This is a genomic window from Alteromonas macleodii ATCC 27126, assembly GCF_000172635.2.
Taxonomy (GTDB): Bacteria; Pseudomonadota; Gammaproteobacteria; order Enterobacterales; family Alteromonadaceae; genus Alteromonas; species Alteromonas macleodii.
Window position 1 is genome coordinate 3,164,547 of record NC_018632.1, and the last position, 19,229, is coordinate 3,183,775.

Sequence of the window (19,229 nt, forward strand, 5' to 3'; positions counted from 1 at the left end):
ATCAATTTTTAGCATCTTTACGAGCATTTCTTTTCATTTTACCTATATCAGAATTTGCCTCATATTCGCGCCGCGAAATTATCTTCTCTTTCCTCTGATGTAAGGCATTACCTTGGACAACACCTTAATTCCGCCAGCCAAAGCGCGAATCTCTGTTCCCGTTATTGCGCTGGGTATGTACGCAGTTGCGTCTGGCTATTTGATGAGTCTGATCCCACTAATGCTCAGCCATTACAACCTAGACACGGCTATCGCCAGTTGGCTTGCCAGTAGCTTTTACGCAGGATTACTTGTAGGTGCCCTTACCATTGAACCGCTGGTCACCCGCATTGGGTACAAGCACGGTTTTGCACTGTGTTTAGGCATCCTTGTACTTACTATCGCAGTAATGCCTTTGTTTGCTCACACCGCGGTTTGGCTTGTGGCTCGGTTAGTGGCTGGCGTTGCTGTAGCAGGTGTATTTGTTATCGTAGAGTCGTGGCTTTTACACGGCGACGAAGCCGATAGAGCCAAACGTTTAGGCTTGTACATGGGCGCACTGTACGGGGGAAGCTCTTTAGGTCAGTTAGGTATTGGCGCTATTGGCGTAGGCGGCATGCTTCCTTTTGCTGCCATTTTCACCATGTTGATTTTAGCCATTGGCGTACTTTTGTTTGCAAAGAGCGAGCAGCCTGAAGCTTCCCACAGTACGCCACTGTCGCTAAAGCAAATATCGAAACTAAATCATGCCGCAATTATTGGTTGCATAGTGTCAGGCTTAACCCTAGGTGCCATTTACGGCTTAATGCCCCTTGAACTATTAAACCGCGGCATTGCTCATGACGATTTGGGTAGCTTAATGGCCTTAATTATTTTAGGCGCTATGGCAGTTCAACCTCTAATTCCTGCGTTATCCAAGTACTTAGGCCGCACGTTACTCATGGCGCTATTTTGTTTACTGGGTGTCGCCGCCATAACATTAACCGCAGCGGTTAGTGGTATTTACGCTTTGGGAGCAGGTCTGTTTCTATTAGGGATGGCAATATTTGCCCTATACCCAGTGGCAATAAATCTCGCCTGCGACAAACTCGATGCTAGCTTCATTGTATGCGCCACACAGGTCATGCTTTTCAGCTACAGCGTGGGTTCAGTAGTAGGCCCACTCATTGCCGATAACTTTTTAGTAGGCCCTCAAGGATTGATGGGCTACTTATTTGGGTGCTTACTTGCTACCAGTATTTATATGTTGATAGCCAGTGTTAAAACGAAAGGTCGTGCTATGGCAGGCGAGTAGCTCACTCGCCTTGTCCATCTTACTGCCCCTATTCTGGGGCAGATTCAAAATACGACACCTTATCGCTTCCCTTTCGCGACACTTTCAGCCGCTTTTTACCGCTTACTGTTTCAAGAGAAAGTCGGTTTGGATAACCTTCCACACCAAATTCTCCGTCACCAAGGTAAACAAGCTCCCCACTTTCGATATGACTCCACAGCAACAGCCTTCCTTGGTAGAAAAGCTGGTTATTCTGCTTGCTGATTTCGATGGTTTCTCCAAAGCCTGCAAGATATTTACCTTCAAAGTCATTTAACAGTTCAAGGGGAACCTGTTGCTTTACCACGGGCAAGCTTTTCTTCCAGTCGAGCTTTTCCATAACCGTTGCAATAACTGTTTCAATAACCGGAATTCGAGCAGGGTTGCCGCCGTTACCGAATATAGCGATACCTCTACCATCGCGCATTGTGCCCATGATTTGCCCTCCTGTTCCTGTGTTTGAACCACCATGAGAGAACCACTCTAGGTTGCCTTTAGCCTCAAGACGCATCCAGCCTAACCCCCAACCACCTACAACATCGAGGGTTTCAATTTGAGTAGTATTACGCGCCACTGCTTGCGAGATTACCTTTGTCTCATCGCCATTTAGTGCTCTTTGCATTTCGATAATCAATGTTGCCATATCAAGAGCATTACTCCACATTCCCGAAGGCGCAATTTGCGGGCAAATTGGATATCCAGATTGGATCACGCTCAAATCGTCGTGATGAACACTTGCCACATTTTGCAAAAATATCGGGCTGTCAGGTTGATACATTGTGGTGTTAACCATGTTAAGCGGCTTAAACAGCATTTCTTCTGCTAATTCAGGCAATGTCTTTCCAGTTAGATCTTCCAGCGCAATTTGCACAATAACGTAGCCACCGCCGCTATACGACCAACTTTCACCAGGCTTAAATGCTAAGCTAATGGGCGAGTCATAACGAGGCACGTTTACTCCGTTTAGGCTATCGATAGCCGTTGGCACAGCGTCTCCTTTATAAAAGTCAGCAAACCCACTTTGTGTGGTGCCCGCAGTGTGGCTGAGCAACCGACGAAAAGTAATTTCCTCTGGGTTGGGAAACTGCTCTTTTTGCAGTGTCCAACGGGTGAGATACTTAGCTACAGAGTCGTCTAAACTAAGCTTGCCTTGCTCTTCGAGCATAGCCGCTAGTAGCGCGGTAACCGGCTTGGAAATAGAAGCGGTAGAAAAGGCCGTTGACTGGTTAATAGAATCACCTGAACCGAACACCTTTTCCCCAGCTGTGGCGGAATAGACAACATTGAAGTCGTCGATTACCGCGACGCTTACGCCACTTAATTTGTATTCTTTTAAGAGCTCGTTGAGTTCTGCTTGAGACAACAGTTGGTTGTCATTTGCGTGGGCTATTTCAAGTGGCGCATACCACAAAAGTAAAAGGGTAAAGGCTACTAGTTTATTAATGGGTGTCATAAATTACTCTCCGTATAAATTTCAGCCAAATGTAGCGTCAATTATTCGGTTTACGGCAACCTATTTCCTGAACTGCATCAGGCATTCCCCAAGTGCATTACTTCGACTTCATTAACAGTTAAAAACTGTGTACTGTGTACTGTGTTAACAATAACAACAAACAACACGCCCTAACTTCCCGTGCAAAAACTCAATTGGTTCTACTTAATGCTTATGACAATGCTCATTTGGGGCGTTGTACTTTTGCACGAACAGCCCCCCCATTCACCGACATTTCCTTCTCAGGTCAGCATCCTCTATTCTGGGCAAGAGGAAGTACCAGCGGAGAACGACCCTCGATGGCGGGCTCATTCCCAGTCGGATATCGAACTGTCTAATGAAGTAAGGTGGCTCAAGTTCACACTTGCGTTCAACGCAACATCAAATGGGTCACAAGGTGTGCAACAAACCGAGAGTGCGCCTAAAGGCTTGTTTGTTTCTATACTTGGCGCGTTTTCTGTTTATTTGAACGGTTATCACATTGGTGATAACGGTATGCCTGCAACAGCCGAGAGCAAAGAATTGCCAGGTGAAATAGACAGTATATTCATACTACCTACACAGCACCTGAATACTGGTGATAACACGGTGATGGTAAGGCTGAGCAGCGAATTTCGTCCAGATACCGCGCAAAGTAGTGGATTTTGGGTATTTGCAGACGACTTCGAAACTCTTGCCGCCATTAATGAGTGGCGTATACGATTACCCTTAATGATGCTAAGTGGCTTGGTTCTTGTCGCCATGTATTCATTTGTGGTGTACTTTTCATCGCTCAAAGAGCCTGCATACCTGTGGTTTAGCTGCCTATGCACCATGCTGATTCTATTAATCTTGGCCGAGTCATGGCGAGGTCTATTCGGTTACAGCTACCAGTGGCACATCCTTAGAATGGAAATCGTCCTTGGGTTAACCCTTGTTATCAGCCTGGTGCTACCGCTCTTTTTCCTGTCTTTCTTCCGCTATTCAAAAACTTGGTTTATCAGTACCTTGCTTGTGTTGGTTATGGCTAGTTGTGAGGTACTGTTATATTTCGATGGTTACGATTACCGCAGCTTTTTGTTGTTCAGTGTGTCTTTGCTCATTAGCTTTATTATTGGTGTGGCCAGTATTTATAAACGGAAGAAGTACGCGTGGTTAATGACCATGGGAATAGCGGTATTTGTTTCACCCGTTCTCATAAACCGTTTTTCGTTTATGGACCAATATTTCTTTGTTTCGTTTAGTGGCTTAGCGCTTTTATTACTACTCGTGCTAAGCCAAACCCATGCTGAGAGGCAGCGTGCACTTACGCAGTCAACGCTTACCACTCAGCGTCTGCAGCTTGAGCTTATAAAAAAACAGCTACAGCCTCACTTTATTCTCAATACCCTAACGGCAATTGAAGAGTGGATTGAAATCGCCCCTAAAGAAGCCATTGGGTTTATTCAGGCGCTAGCATCGGAGTTTCGCCAAATGGCCAGCTTAAGCGATAGAGCCTTAATTGCTTTACAGCAGGAAGTCGCCCTTTGTGAAAGTCACCTTAAAATTATGGGATACCGCTTCGACGCCCACTTTTCACTGCAAAAGCCGGAGATGTCAGAAAACAAAGGGCAGCAGCTTATTCCTCCCGGAGTATTACTCACCCTCATAGAAAATGCGTTTAGCCACAACAGATACGGCTCGGGAGAGTATCAATTTAGTCTTAGCTTTTCTGAACAACAAGAGGATGAAGCACAGGGTGTGTCCGTAGAGAATGCCAAGCATGATAAGAATAAAAGACCTTCAACTACCTTGCTGTTTAAAGCTCAGCTTACTCAACACTATTCTTACCAGACATCAGCATTAGAGAATAAAGAAGGAACCGGTGTTGGCACCAAGTACATTAAAGCCCGGCTCACAGAAGCGTTTGGTAATAACTGGAAGCTAGTGGAATTTATTGAAGATAAGTATTGGGTAACTAAGCTCACATTTCCAACAACGTTCGTTTCGGGTGAGCAAAGTAACGCGCACGCCGAGCAGACCGAACAAATCACCTTACAAACGCTATGATGAATATTACCCTAGTAGAAGATGAACCCATGGTTGCCAAACGACTTGCTCGTTTTATCGACCAGTGTACCGACGATAAAACCACTATTCATCGCTTTTCCAACCTCGATGATGCAGAAGAGCATTTGTCTAACCGCGACACAGACTTGCTCTTTCTAGATTTGAATTTGCATGGAAAAGACGGTTTTTCATTAATTCATCAACAGCTTGCCGCCCCTTATCACACCGTGGTGGTTTCAGCGAATACCGACAGGGCTTTAGAAGCGTTTGAGCTTGGCGTACTTGATTTTATTGGTAAGCCATTTACTCAAGAAAGAATAAGTAAAGCAATAGAACGCTTTTCTCTGCATCAATTTAAGGGCCAATGTCAGCGGTTGTCATATCGCAAAAACAATGTGCTCTGCTTTCTTCAAGTTGATGATATTCAATTCATTCAAGCCGCAGGGCACTACAGTGAAATAACCACTAAAGACAATCAAACCATATTGCATGACAAGCACTTAGACAGGTTAATGCAAATTCTACCTCAAGGATTTATGCGAGTTCATCGCTCTTATGCGTTACCTCTTAATGAAGTTAAGCATATCGAACAACACTCAGGTGCGAAGTACATTGCACATCTGCACTCTGGCGCGAGTGTTCCAGTAGGAAGAACTAAATTCAATACGCTGGTTGATGCTCTGGGCAGCTAAGACTTCTAAACTGTGCGTAAGCGTTGAATATCTTTTTGAGGCGGCATGCCAAACAATCGGCTGTATTCTCGGCTAAATTGAGATGCACTTTCATAGCCAACCAATGAGCTTGCTTGTGTTGCGTCCAAACCGTTCATCAGCATTTGATCCCTTGCTTCTTGTAATCTTAGTGTCTTTTGATATTGCAAAGGGCTGGTACCAGTAAGTGCTCGAAAGCGCTGCCTGAAAGTAGAGGCACTCATGTGGGCTTGATCCGCCAATGCGTCCATTCCCACTGACTGAGTAAAATTCTGTTTTAACCACGTCACCACTTTTAAAATATGTGCATTTGGCGCGCCTGACGACACAAGGTGGCGAAGGTGCAATCCGTGTGGTCCATCAAGTAAACGAATAACAATTTCTTTTTCAACCAATGGGTAAAGGCTATCCAAAAACTTTCCCTGGGCACACATTTTAATAAGGCGACCTAGAGCGTCGTACAAGCCTTCATCCACATCTTGTGTCGATATTGGTTGATATCGAATATCTCTTGGCGGTTTTGACAGATTAAGCTCGGCGCAAACTTGCAGAATGAGGGTATAGTCTAACTTCAGAACCAGCGCTACAAAGGGGTTGTGCCTCGTCGCTTCTGACACATGAGAAATTACCGGCAAATCAAAGGTAGTTAGCATAGATTGGCCAGCAGTTGACTCATGGAGCTGGTCTTCATAGGAAAGGAGCTTTGCCCCTTGCAAAACGACCGCTAGGCTAAGCGTATAAATACAGTGTAAAGGCTCTGTCGGCGCATTTCTTACGTGAAGGGTAAGGCCTGAAATCGGCGTTTCGTGGTCTCCCTCTTTTCGACTGTAGTCCAGCACCATTTCACTTAACGCTTTTTTCGCATCACTGATTGGAAAAAACACCGTTCGATCTCCCACAAGCATTACTTCGAAAAGAAAAGGATTAAACAACAATTACGCCCTTCGGCTGTATGCCTTGGGCGCAAGTTATCATCACTTATTCTTAGTTACTAACCTACATGTTCTTTGAAGAAAGGTACAATTTGCGCCATGGCCAGCCCAACAGGTTCACTTTTATCATAAAGGTCGTAATGGGACCAATCTTCTAATTCAACCAATTGGCGATCTTTAGATGCCACTGCGCGCCCGTATATTTCCATGCCGTCACGGTAGGCACCAAATGCCCCAACCTTCTGACCAATAACTGCCATTACGGGTTGCGTCATAAGGGTCTCTGCAAAAGAAAATGCGTCCCACGCCAGTGTCTTTTGCGCATGAGAAAACAACATTCTTGTAGCGCCACCCGGCTGTTGGCCTCGCGGGGTTTTGTAGTATTCAGTTGCTTCATAAACATCGCGTTCCGTCATTCCATTGTCTTTGGCTTCAGCGAGACTTGCAGGGAGCAGTTCATTTACCAGTCGCTCACCGCCTCGGGCTTCTGCAGTTCGCTGTGCAGCCATACCCTCTAACGCACCAATGGGGTTATACATGCTAAAGCCTTCTCGAAAGAGTCGACCAATGTTGACAGGTGTGATCCCCACTACGGCTTTGATTCGCTTTTCAGTTAAAGCAGCATTTAAAACATAGCCACCACCACCGCACACACCGATGCCTGCAATTTTTTCCGCGTCAACGTAAGGCAAGGTAACCGCATAATCAATGACTCGACTCACATCCTCTACCCGTTGGGTGGGATCTTCCACAAAGCGAGGTTCACCTCCAGACTCCCCTTGAAAACTTGCGTCAAACGCAATGACTACATAGCCTGCTTCTGCAAGTGCCTTCCCATAAGTAGCGCTTGATGTCTGCTCTTTACAACTACCAAATGGATGTACACTAATGACTGTCGGGTATTGTTTAGCCTCGTCAAAATTGGGTGGCGTTAGAATAAGGGTTGAAATATCCCATGCCATGTCTGAGTTTCTAAAACTGACCTTTTTCATTTTATGCTCCTTGTCTCAAGCATTGTTTGCGCCGTCATCGCAAATGCAATGTCGGCAACAGAAGTTGTTTAGGAATAACTGCTTATAGCGTGCGATTAAAGAAGGTTTCTAACGCACTCATCGCGTTTGTAATTTCTGCTTCGCCGTCGTACAAATCCATGTGGTTTGCACCTTCAATGACATGCATGGCTTTATCCGATGTTGCAGCACGCGCCATCAAGTCGTCACTCATCCATTTGCTTCCTGCATTGCTTCCAACCACCGTCAACAAAGGCTGGGTAAGGAAAGCTTCTGCCTTAAAAAAGGCGTCATAACTAATTAGCTGCGTTAAACTTCTCGCAGTACCAAATCCTGGCGCTGTGCAATATGCTGCGCGATCGGTATGGTAGTATTCCCACGCTTGACGAAGTTCTTCATTCGATGCATCTTCTTCTTTTAAAGGCGCCATTGGCATAGTCGCTATATCGTCACCGCTGGCATCAGAGGTCCTAGACGCAGAGCCCGCTTCTAAGTAAGGCAATGCCTCACTGTCTTTTACATTGTTGTCCCAACCATTTCGGAACATTTGGCCAATGTTGACCATGCTTACTGTGCCCACCGCTTTAATACGTCTATCGTTGATGGCAGCGTTTGCGGTATAGCCAGCGCCCGCACAAATACCCATTGCGCCAATACGTTCATTGTCGACGTAATCTAAGGTTGTCAGATAATCAATTGCTGCACTTACATCCTCTGTTCTAACATGAGGGTTTTCCAGTTGGCGTGGTTCGCCACCACTCTCGCCCTGATACGATGCGTCATACGCAAGAGCGATATAGCCTTTTTCTGCTAGTTTTTTTGCGTAGGTTCCAGCAGTTTGCTCTTTAACGCCACCGCCCGGATGTGAAACCACAATGGCTGGGTAAGTTTTAGTTGAATCAAAATTCTCTGGAAAATTTATCAGACCAGACATAGTAATGTTTAAACCGTTGGTATTTGGAAATGATACTTTGTTCATAATGTCTACTCGTCGTTAGGTGAAAATGATGTTCTTGCCTGCTTAACGATTACCTCGTCAAACCATGAATTAAGTATAGGTGTTGAGAGATAGCCAACCTTGCCTAAAACGACGCATTAGTTGCCTGAACCGGTTACTTTGGAATTTAGCAATACAAGGCGTGTTACCTTCCACCTTTAAAAGCGCCGCCCATTCAACGAATAGCCTGATTAAATTAACAACGACACAATTCATCACAAACTTGCCCCATTGTTTCGCCCATGAACGCCCTATTTGTTTTCTTAAATAGAAGTTACCGTTCGTTAACTCAGTGCCACTACCATGCTATTTTCCAAAACACCCAAACGGGATTATTTAACGCCTGCCAATGCTCACAAACCTTGGTTTAGGGAACGGCAACATGCAGCCAATCCGCGTAATCACAGGTTGCTTATCCTTACTTCCTTCCTGTGCTTTTTGCTTGGTGTAGTAGTTAGCCCGCTAAGTCGCGCTGAGTCTGGCGAAATGATGCTGCAAAGCGCAGACGGTGAGTCTTCCCCCGCTCTATTGCATTCAACTGACGTGGATTTACAGGTGAATGGCATGATTGCGCACGTTACCTATTCTCAAAAATTCACTAACACCAGTAATGAATGGAAGCATGCCGTTTACACCTTTCCGCTTAATGAAAACGCGGCGATTAACAGTATGGAAATGCGTATAGGAGACAGAATAATCCGGGGTCAAATTAAGCCGAAGGCAGAAGCGAAAGAAGCATTTGAAGCGGCCAAAAAAGCGGGAAAGAAAGCCAGTTTAACAGAGCAACAACGCCCAAATTTATTCACCCAGCAGGTCGCGAATATAGCGCCAGGTGAGGAAATAATGGTGACACTTCAGTATGTCCAACAGGTAGACTACCGCGATGGAAAATTTACTTTTCACTTGCCTACTACGCTCACTCCTCGCTATTCGCCCGGCATTCCGCTAAATCAGTTTAACGAGAATATAGAGGCTGAAATATCAGGTACAGGTTGGGGAGAACCCACAGATCAGGTACCCGATGCCAGAGCTATCACGCCTTTTATGAGAGAAGGCAACGAAGGCCCGCAACTTACGTTCAACGCAACACTAAATACTGGATTAACGCTTAATAGCGTCACTAGCAGAAATCACCGTGTGAATTGGTCAGAATCCACAGGTAATTATCTTGTCACCTTTAATCAAAGCAATATCAAAATGGACCGAGACATTTGGCTAGAGTGGCAGCCTTCGCCCTCTAGTGCACCACAAGCAGCTATTTTCACTGAGTCGAAAGGTCAGCATGACTACGCCCTTGTTATGCTAATGCCACCACAAGTGAAGAGCCAAGATTTACAGGATTTTGATCGCGATATCACCTTCGTTATCGACACGTCAGGCTCTATGGGAGGTCGCCCGATTGTCGACGCAAAAGAGAGTTTACAATTAGCGATAGACCGCTTGAGTGAGAAAGACCGATTTAACGTTGTAGCATTTAACAATGACACCACGCGTTTGTTTGAAACCTCTGTAGAGGGAACAACACGAAACAAGCAATATGCGAGGGACTTTGTAAAGCACCTTAATGCAGGTGGCGGCACTGAAATGGCGCCAGCGCTTAATGCCGCACTTAAGCGCACGACAACTAAAGATTTTATAAAACAAGTTGTCTTTATTACCGATGGTGCGGTAGGCAATGAAGCTGCATTGTTCTCGCAAATAAAGAACGAACTGGGTGATGCGCGCCTTTTTACAGTAGGCATAGGCAGCGCGCCTAATAGCTACTTTATGACCCGAGCCGCTCAATTTGGTCTCGGAAGCTATGTTTTTGTTAGAAATACTGCAGATATTAAACAGCAAATGGATAGCTTGCTTTATAAGTTAGAAAGCCCTGTGTTGAGTGATTTAAGCCTCACTCTTCCGGCTGGCTATGCACAGTCAGCAGAGATTTACCCTTCTAAAATCCCTGATTTATACGCGGGTGTTCCTTTGCTTTTGAATGTGAAACTGCCTCATAACGCCGGTACAAGCGGAAAAATAACCCTTCAAGGCACACTAGTAGACAAGCAGGGCACCGCTCGCGAGTGGACCCGTTCGGTAGCAATATCGCCAACGTCGACAGGTTCTACTCAACACCTTGGCGTAGCGACTGCGTGGGCAAGAAAGAAAGTGGCGGCGTTAATGGATGAAAAAGCGTTAGGGCGAAATGTAGATGAAGTAAAACAAGACATTCTTGCTGTAGCCCTGCCCCATAAACTTATAACAGAGTTCACCAGCTTCGTTGCTATTGAAGAAAAAATAGCAAATACACAGCGCATACCGTCTTCCACCGAAAACGTAAGAAACCTAATGCCACAGGGAACGCAATTCAGACAAATCAGTTACCCCCAAACCGCAGCGGGTGTATCTGAACATGCCGTATTAGGCATGATTGCCATACTTTTATTGTCGCTTTTTCACAGCATCGCCTTTTTGCGAAACAAGGGGGGGACGAGGTTAGCACCTTAAACTCATTTCTTTATTTTTTGACTTAATATGGCTTGGACAAACAATGATTAAATACTCTTTTACCATCATCTTAGTCTTGATCGCCACAGCCAGTTTTGGCAAAGCTGGCTGGATATTATTGAAAGCTGAACTGGCGCAATATTTAATTCAATCTTCGTGGGAAGAAACGCTAGCCACTGGCGCTAACCAGAAGCCTTGGCGTTGGTCTGATACTTGGCCAGTGGGCAAGCTGGTTCATGCAAAAAGCGAGACGCAGCTGTATGTACTAGAAGGCGCACAGGGAAACGCCCTTGCATTTGGCCCTGGACACCACACCGACTCGCCCCCACTCGGACAGGGTGGTAGTGTGATTGGCGGGCATAGAGATACTCACTTCACGTTCTTAAAGAAGGTGAGAGCCAGAGATATTATGCAATTACAGTTGCCGAACTCACAATGGGTAACCTATCGGGTTGTATCGAAGACGATAGTCGATGCTGCCTCGGCAATGAAAGTAGATGTAAATGGGCAGCAGCTCTATTTAGTTACCTGCTACCCATTTAATGCGGTATCAACACAAAGTAATTTACGCCTTGTTGTTGAGCTGGTCGAAACTGAAACCCAGCGAACCTAAATAGGTTCGCCCACAATTAATTAGCCGCTTGTTTCGGCGAAAATACGCTGTACAAGGCAGGTAACACAAAGAGCGTTAAAAGCGTTGCAGTAACCAGCCCACCCACGATAACACTTGCGAGCGGCCGCTGAATTTCGGCGCCGACACCGTTTGACATCAACATGGGTACCAACCCTAGTGCAGACGTTACCGCCGTCATCAAAACCGGCCTTAGCCTAGATGTAGCACCAGTGAAAACAGCGCTATCAACAGTCATTCCCCCTTTCACCCGTTGGTTAATACTTTCCACCATCACTACGCCATTTAAAACGGCAACACCGAATAGTGTTATGAAACCGACTGAACTTGGTACTGACAGATATTGGCCGGATAAATACAAAGAGAACACGCCTCCGATGATGGCAAGTGGCACATTAATAAGTATTAACATCGCTTGACCCAGGGAATTAAACGCGAGGTAAAGCAGCACCGCAATCAATACCAAAGAAAGCGGCACGATGAGCGACAATTTTTTCTGAGCACGCTGTTGGCTCTCAAACTGCCCGCCTATTTGAACCGTGTACCCCGCGGGCAAATCCACCCTTGAAGATATGGCGCTTTGTATCTCTTGAACCACGCTGCCCATATCTCTTCCTTGGACGTTAGCTTGCACCACTACGCGACGCTGAACGTCATCTCGGCGTATTTGCGGAGGCCCGGATTCATAAGATACCGATGCCACATCGCCAATACGAAGCCAGGCACCACTGGGCGATTGAAGTCGAATATCTGCTATGGTGTCGCTGCTTTTTCGTGCGCTTTCTTTTAACCTAACGTAAATATCGTAGCGTTCATTTCCGTTAATGATTTGACCTGCGGCTACACCTCCTACCCCGTCTTGTACCACTTCCATTATGTCACTCACCGATAAGCCATAGCGTGATAACGCTTGTCTGTCAGGAGCAATAACCAGCTGAGCTTCCCCCACAATTTGTTCCATCGCCACGTCTCTGGTTCCTTTTACGTTTTGAATAGCGCTCTCTATTTCTCGTCCCTTAGCACTTAGAACAGCCAAGTCTGGCCCAAATAATTTAACGGCTAGCTGTGCTTTCACACCGGAAAGCAGTTCGTCTACACGGGTGGCAATAGGCTGAGAAAAGTTAAGTAGAAGGCCGGGGAACTGCGACAATTCAGCCTGCATTTTTTGCTGTAGCTCATCACGATTTCTCGCGCTTTCCCTCTTTGAAACAGGTTTCAACCCGATGTAAATTTCGATGTTGTTGACCGGTTCTGGGTCGCCGCCTATTTCAGCGCGGCCTATACGACTTAGCGCATAAGTTACTTCGGGAAACGCCAACAGCTTTTCTTCTAACGTTGAGGCTACCGCTAATGAAGTCTCTAGGCTTGAAGACGGTGCCAAAATAACACGCAAGTTTATTGTTCCTTCTTCTAGCTCAGGAACAAACTCGGTGCCAATTTTTGGCACAAGGGCAACAGCAGAAACCAGAAGCAGACCAACCAGTAACACTAGCCACTTGGTATGCAGCAACGTAAAAGAAAGTGCCCGTTGGTAAGCGCGCTCAACAGGTATCAACAAAGCACTCGGCTTCACATTCCTAGTTCGCTTGAATAGAAATGTGGCTAAGGCTGGAACGAAGAACAACGCAACGACAGTGGCACAAAGTACAGCAAGCATAATACTGATAGCCATAGGCTGAAAAAGCTTGGCTTCTACTCCCTCAAAACTAAACAAAGGAGCAAAGACCACTAGAATTATCGATGCAGCGAAAAAGATAGGTCTGGCGACTTCCTTCCCCGCTAGTTTTACAGATGATTTGAAAGATTGGGCATCTTCATGCGAGCTCGAAGTGTTGGCATTTAATCGCTTAAAGATGTTTTCAACCATCACAACGGAACCGTCTACTAACATACCAATAGCCACCGCTATTCCGCCAAGCGACATCAAATTTGCAGACAGCCCCATGAAAGCCATGATGGCCAACGCCATTGCTATCGCGATTGGAATAGTGATGAGCACAAGAAACGTAGCGCCCACGTTCATTAAGAAAAGGGCGAGAACGATGGTGATAAAAACGAAGGCGATGGTTAATGCCTTAACTACGGTAGAAATTGCTTTTTCAATCAGGTTTGCCTGGTCATAAAAAGGCGTGAAACTTACCCCTTCGGGTAACGCTTGATTAATAAGCGCAACTCTTGAATTTATACCATCAATGGTAGCTTTGGTGTTAGCCCCCATCCGTTTTAATACTATGCCTGTTACCACTTCACCAAACTGTTCTACCTTGCCATCAGATGCCCTTTGAGACAGAGTGACCGCGCCCTGTCGTATTTCAGGCCCTGTTTTAACATCAGCAAGATCAGACACAGTTACCACCACGCCATCTACCGTTTTTACCGGCACCTGCTCAATATCGTGAATTCCCTGCTCACCACTTGCCAACCACCCCGTTCCACGCACAACAAGTTGTTCTTGCCCCCGTTCAAGATACCACCCGCCAACATTAGTGTTATTGCGTTGCAACGCTGTAACAAGGTCCTGTTGAGATAACCCATAAGCAAGTAACTTTGACGGGTCTACGTTCACTTGGTACTGGCGAACTTCCCCACCAAACGACAGCACATCCGTTACGCCATCTACGGGCATAAGCAGTAGCTTTACTACCCAGTCGTTAAGGCTTCTCAGCGCCATTGCATCATATTTCGCACCGTCATCTGCAATGAGGGAGTATTGATAAATTTGACCTAGCCCAGACGTATTTGGCCCCATTTCTGGCGTTCCTACGTTTTCAGGAATGAAGGCTTTTGCTGTTTGCAAGCGCTCGAAAACAAGCTGACGGGCAAAATAAATATCGGTCCCCTCTTTAAACACAACGGTAACCGCTGAAAGCCCGGTTTTAGAGATGGAGCGCACTTCTTCAACATCAGGCAACGCATACATTACAGCTTCAATTGGGTAGGTAATAAGTTGCTCAATCTCTTCTGCGGCAAGCCCCGGAGCTTCGGTATTCACGCTTACCTGAACATTGGTTACATCAGGGAAAGCGTCCAAATTCAGCGACGGCAAAAGCATCGCCGACCCCGCAATTATGCCTAACAGCAGCCCAACCACTAAAATACTATTGTCTACCGACCAATCTATTATTCGATTAAACATAATTGGCCTCCTAATGGTTGTGCGGATCAAATCCGCTTTTCGCTAGTTCAGAGGCGACAAAGAATGCACCTTGGGTAACAATCCGCGTTCCAGTTTCTACGCCCTCTATACGTCGGTATTCGCCTAGCGCTTCCCCTCGCTCTACCTCAACAGGGGTAAATGCCCCCGACGCTTCGTTTTCAACATAGATAACCCAGTCTCCGTCGGTACTTCTCACCATTGCAGTTTCAGGTACTGCCATTACAGGAGATGGAGTGGGCACACTAAACAGTACGTCGACGAACATACCGGCATGAAGGCTATGGGTGGTATTGCGTATAGCTAAGCGGACAGTGCGAGTGCGGGTAAGTGGATCGATAATGTGCGACTGTTGAATAACCTGCGCGGTAAAATGTTCACCGTTAAATATGACTTGCGCCGTATCGCCTACCTGAACAGGAAACGTGCTAGTGGCTGGCAAGCTGGCCTCTATCCAAATATCGCTCTCGTCTGCCAGCAACATGACTGTTTCGCCAGCTAGCACCCTTTGCCCTTGCATGAAGTTGTCTTGCAAAACCACGCCATCGCGCACGGCGACAAGCTCATACTGACCGAAAGCGTCAACGTCTAAAGCAGTGATGCTTGAAATTGCGTTAGGAGTAAGTCCAAATGCAATTAGCTCTCCGTAGCTCGCTTTGTAACGATTCTCAGCTTCAACTAACGCGCTTTCGCTTATGGTGTTTTTGTCTAGCTTTTTTGCCCGACTGTAATTGGATGAAGCAATAAGAAATTCGGCTTGAGACTGGGCAATGGTTTCGCTGAACAAGGTGACAAGCACCTGCCCTTTTTCCACTTCATCCCCAAGCGCCGCGTGTCGACTAATCACTACCGAATCAGTCCGAGGAGACACCAATGAGCTTGAGTATCCATTTACTTTTACTTCACCCGGCGCGTAAACGCGTTGGTTATAAATACGAGGTTCTATTACGGAGGTTTGAACGCCTGCAAGTTGCCTTTGCTGTTCAGTAAGGACTACCTCCTCAGGCTGGTGATTCACCTCAGATTGATGACTTACCTCAGGCTTATGATTTTCCTCAGGCTCGTGCGCTTTCTCGTGCTGATGCGAGCCACTTTCATGTGCTAGGAAGTACTGAATAGGTGCATCAATGTTCTTGTCGTTTTCTATCGCTGTAGTTGCGCGGCTGACAGGCACGCACATTAATGTCGTCAGGACTGCGCCTACGACCGTTTTAGAGTTCTTCATAATGATCTCAACGTTTGTTTTAACTAAGTTTTTTCCACGGCGCCAAAGGGCCAATTAGTACAAACGTTAAGCAATGGGAGGGCGGTAAATGAAACCACTTATTCGAAAGGGAGAAGCCCCTTCTTTGAGAATTTTTCCCGAGTTAACAAAAGCAATGTTTGGAGAATAGGCTTTTACTAAAACCCAAGAGGAATGACTGCCGCTGCAATGTCCACAGTGATGGCAGTCGTTTATGCTGTGATCATCACCATCGGCGTCAGTGACTTGATTTTCAGCAACACTTTTCTTGTCAGAGGCATGATCGTGAACCGTCTCAAGATGCTGTGCATCGACTTGGTGAGCGTCTAACAAAGCTGACACTGCATTAAACGATTGCAACACAATCGCTAGTATTAGCAGTATTTTGACAGCAAAGTTTCGGTTCACAATCTATATCTCTTAAGGGAGTCGTCAGTAAATTATCAAAAATACACGACCAATGCGAACAACCTATCGCGTTTAACCTGTTTTCTAGCGAGTAACAGATTCAATGTGCAGCGAAGAAAACGTGCCGTTCCAGATTTGCTCACCTATGGTGACATTTTCAAAGCTAATATCGTCGGTATTTTCTAGGATAAGAATTTCTTCTGCTTCCTTGATTTTAATGTCTTTAAACTTAACGTTATTCACAGGAGCTGCGTCTGGAGCGTGAATTTCCAAAACCGTTCCTACATTTTCTACCGTTAAATCTTCAATAATAATGTCGGTATAGGTAGCCGGGAAATTACCATGTAAATTACTGGGGTAGTTTAGCTGGAACCAGAATAAATGCTTAAACGAAGCCACTTTACTGCCTCTAATTCGAACCATTTCTACGCGCCCCCCTCTGTCTAAGTTGCTTTTAAAACGATATGCTGAGTCTCCCTCATGCAAGACATTGTTCTCGAAAAATACGCGCTTAATGCCGCCTGACATTTCCGAACCAAGACCAATACCGTCTTCCCCACCTAAATCATTGTTTCGTGCAACAATGTCTGTGCTAGGTATACCTATATTTCGACCGTCTGCGTCTCTGCCAGACTTAATAACGATACCGTCATCACCGGTTCTAAAGTGATTATCTTCAGCAAGCACAAACTGGCTCGACTCAATGTCTAACCCATCGTTGTTGTACAGGTGACTTTCTACCTTCACTCGTCTTACCGTAGCATGAGACGTATAAACCAGATGATTAACCCAAAACGGGGAATTCAGGGCAGTATAATCTTCAAGCAGCACTCGCTTGGCGTGGAAAAACTGAATAAGCGGAGGGCGCAAGTAATGCCCTTCGCCGAACTGACGCTTCTCTACTGGAACGCCATCAAACCCCATTTTACGAAGCGCGTGCATGTCTGTATTTTGTTTCTCATACCAGCCAATGAACGCCGATTGGGCATTTCCGTCGATAGTACCTTTACCTGTAATTGCCACATCTTCCACATTTAGCGCATAAATTAGCGGTGAATAGGTAAATACCTCAGTCCCCTCCCAACGGGTTTTAACCACGGGTAGGTAGTGCGAAGGGTCGCCGGAAAATAGCAGAGTAGCGCCCTCCTCTAGGTGCAAGTTCACTTTGCTTTTAAGACGAATAGGACCGTCTACTTGCCATGTTCCTTTGGGCACAACAACAATCCCGCCGCCGCTGGCAGAAGCCTTGTCAATTACACGTTGAATTGGCGCTCGCGCTGCGCTTAGTGAAGTATCACTCACATCAACCACAAATTTTTCGTTTGGAATATTCGGCAGCTGGATCTGATTTACAATTTGCTCAGCAATTTTCCAGTCTTCGTCAGTAGATGCCGACGCATAGGAACAAGTTAGAAGGGTCACAATAAACGCCACCCATCCCAAAGCCCGGCGGTGTGTGAAACGGCTGGGGTAGCTACTCATAGAACGGTCAACATCAGGTATAAAGCGCAGCATAAAAGCTCCATTATTTAAGTCGTAACTTATTACGTTTAAGAAACAAATTGTTCACATCACGACAATAATGCCACCGGTGGCATTATTAATCAAAATAATGTTACGGCCCGTTTAACCACGGCACGATTTTTATCTTTCGGATTAATTTACTTTGCGCTTAAGTGCGGCTTTTTCGCTTTCACTTAAAAAAGCAATTGCAAGCGCATTCTCTTGCGCTTGTTTAATATGAGAAGGCATAAGGCCAGCTTGCTTAGCTGCAACGGAGAATTCGTGATCTAGCTCTACACCTTGAACTGCCGGGTCGTCGGTATTCAGGCAGGCGAGTATGCCGTGATCCAAAAAGGTGGTTAACGGGTGCTCAGTTAATGATGTGACCGTGTTCGTCAATACGTTGCTGGTTAAACAGCTTTCAATACCAATACGGTTGTCGCGCAAATAGTCCATTAGCTTAGCATCATTAACAGCATTAACGCCGTGTCCTATACGCACAGCACCTAAGTCGTTAATGGCTTGCCAAATACTCTGTGGGCCTACAGCTTCACCTGCATGAATTGTGATAGGCAGCCCTTCGCGGCGCACTTTTGTAAAGTGCTCTATGAACATGTTGCCAGGAAAGCCTTTTTCATCACCCGCCAAATCAAGTGCAGTTATATTCGCTTTACAGGCCAAGATTGAATCTAGCTCATGCTGACATACTTTTGCGCCATAAGAACGCGACAAAATACCGATGAGATTAACTTTAACATCGTGATCTTTAGTTGCGCTTTTTACACCGTCTATTACGGCCTCAACCACACCTTGTGTTGGTAGTCCGTGACTTTCACCCATAAAATAAGGACTAAAACGCAGCTCTGTGTAGTCAATACCCTGCTTAGCTGCATCTTCTACATTCTCTATCGCCACCCGTTTGCAGGCGTCGAGACTGCCTAACACCTTAACGCCCCAAGTAAGCTTATCTAAAAATGACACCAAATCGGGGGCGATCTCCATTACTTGAACATGCGGTCGCAAGCCCTCTAACGAATAAGCTGGCAAACAAATGTTAAATTGCTGACCAAGCTCCAGAATCGTCTGCAGACGCACATTGCCATCTAAATGACGATGTAAATCAAGTAATGGAAAGTTTTTATTTATCATGGAAATACGATGAGTTAAGGCGTAAGCCCTACTATACCACTTGGCGCTGTAAACCTCGCACTCTTGCAGAAAATAACTTTTTTATAGCGGGACAAAACAGTGCTTTTTTTGAAGCAAAATTTGTTTTAAGTTCGCTCTTGGCATCTAACTTTACTCTATCGATGCTTTTCTTGATTACTTTTCATAATTTTTAG

The 19,229-nt window shown here is 45.7% G+C and carries 14 protein-coding genes; 5 read left to right on the forward strand and 9 right to left on the reverse strand.

The window, feature by feature from the left end:
- The first annotated feature begins 112 nt into the window (after positions 1-112).
- On the forward strand, positions 113-1,273 hold the full coding sequence (locus MASE_RS13570) for an MFS transporter (protein WP_014950315.1): 1,161 nt from the start codon (positions 113-115) through the stop codon (positions 1,271-1,273).
- A gap of 28 nt (positions 1,274-1,301) precedes the next feature.
- Here the strand turns inward: MASE_RS13570 and MASE_RS13575 are convergent, their stop codons facing one another.
- Entirely contained in the window at positions 1,302-2,744 is a 1,443-nt protein-coding gene (locus MASE_RS13575; protein ID WP_014950316.1) for a serine hydrolase domain-containing protein, read from the reverse strand.
- 207 nt (positions 2,745-2,951) lie between these two features.
- Here MASE_RS13575 and MASE_RS13580 point away from each other — a divergent pair, with 207 nt between their 5' ends.
- Positions 2,952-4,811, forward strand: coding sequence for a sensor histidine kinase (locus MASE_RS13580; RefSeq protein ID WP_014950317.1), 1,860 nt, complete (start codon positions 2,952-2,954; stop codon positions 4,809-4,811).
- A complete protein-coding gene (locus MASE_RS13585) occupies positions 4,808-5,503 on the forward strand; it encodes a LytR/AlgR family response regulator transcription factor (RefSeq protein WP_232362767.1) in 696 nt (231 codons plus the stop codon). The genes MASE_RS13580 and MASE_RS13585 overlap by 4 nt, the downstream gene beginning before the upstream one ends.
- A 5-nt stretch (positions 5,504-5,508) precedes the next feature.
- On the opposite strand, the gene MASE_RS13590 is transcribed toward MASE_RS13585, so the two are convergent.
- The 3 genes from MASE_RS13590 to MASE_RS13600 all read right to left on the reverse strand — a co-directional run bounded on the left by MASE_RS13590 (position 5,509) and on the right by MASE_RS13600 (position 8,442).
- The gene (locus MASE_RS13590; protein ID WP_041693823.1) at positions 5,509-6,405 is read right to left on the reverse strand and encodes an AraC family transcriptional regulator; all 897 of its coding nucleotides are present in this window, start codon (positions 6,403-6,405) and stop codon (positions 5,509-5,511) included.
- A 107-nt stretch (positions 6,406-6,512) separates the two neighbouring features.
- Positions 6,513-7,445, reverse strand: coding sequence for an alpha/beta hydrolase (locus MASE_RS13595; protein ID WP_014950320.1), 933 nt, complete (start codon positions 7,443-7,445; stop codon positions 6,513-6,515).
- A gap of 82 nt (positions 7,446-7,527) precedes the next feature.
- Positions 7,528-8,442, reverse strand: coding sequence for an alpha/beta hydrolase (locus MASE_RS13600; RefSeq protein WP_014950321.1), 915 nt, complete (start codon positions 8,440-8,442; stop codon positions 7,528-7,530).
- Positions 8,443-8,763: 321 nt separating this feature from the next.
- Here MASE_RS13600 and MASE_RS13605 point away from each other — a divergent pair, with 321 nt between their 5' ends.
- Positions 8,764-10,947 carry a marine proteobacterial sortase target protein gene (locus tag MASE_RS13605; RefSeq protein WP_080589187.1) on the forward strand — a complete coding sequence of 728 codons (2,184 nt, stop codon included), beginning with the start codon at positions 8,764-8,766 and terminating at the stop codon, positions 10,945-10,947.
- Between the two features lie 43 nt (positions 10,948-10,990).
- On the forward strand, positions 10,991-11,560 hold the full coding sequence (locus MASE_RS13610) for a class GN sortase (RefSeq protein WP_014950323.1): 570 nt from the start codon (positions 10,991-10,993) through the stop codon (positions 11,558-11,560).
- 16 nt (positions 11,561-11,576) lie between these two features.
- Here the strand turns inward: MASE_RS13610 and MASE_RS13615 are convergent, their stop codons facing one another.
- The 5 genes from MASE_RS13615 to add all read right to left on the reverse strand — a co-directional run bounded on the left by MASE_RS13615 (position 11,577) and on the right by add (position 19,035).
- On the reverse strand, positions 11,577-14,714 hold the full coding sequence (locus MASE_RS13615; RefSeq protein WP_014950324.1) for an efflux RND transporter permease subunit: 3,138 nt from the start codon (positions 14,712-14,714) through the stop codon (positions 11,577-11,579).
- A 10-nt stretch (positions 14,715-14,724) separates the two neighbouring features.
- On the reverse strand, positions 14,725-15,957 hold the full coding sequence (locus MASE_RS13620; protein ID WP_232362768.1) for an efflux RND transporter periplasmic adaptor subunit: 1,233 nt from the start codon (positions 15,955-15,957) through the stop codon (positions 14,725-14,727).
- 66 nt (positions 15,958-16,023) lie between these two features.
- Positions 16,024-16,383, reverse strand: a complete 360-nt coding sequence (locus MASE_RS13625; protein ID WP_014950326.1) for a hypothetical protein — start codon at positions 16,381-16,383, stop codon at positions 16,024-16,026.
- A gap of 84 nt (positions 16,384-16,467) precedes the next feature.
- Entirely contained in the window at positions 16,468-17,898 is a 1,431-nt protein-coding gene (locus MASE_RS13630; RefSeq protein WP_014950327.1) for a glycoside hydrolase family 28 protein, read from the reverse strand.
- A 141-nt stretch (positions 17,899-18,039) separates the two neighbouring features.
- Positions 18,040-19,035: an adenosine deaminase gene (gene add, locus MASE_RS13635; protein WP_014950328.1), complete on the reverse strand. Its 996-nt coding sequence runs from the start codon at positions 19,033-19,035 to the stop codon at positions 18,040-18,042.
- Between the last annotated feature and the right edge of the window lie 194 nt (positions 19,036-19,229).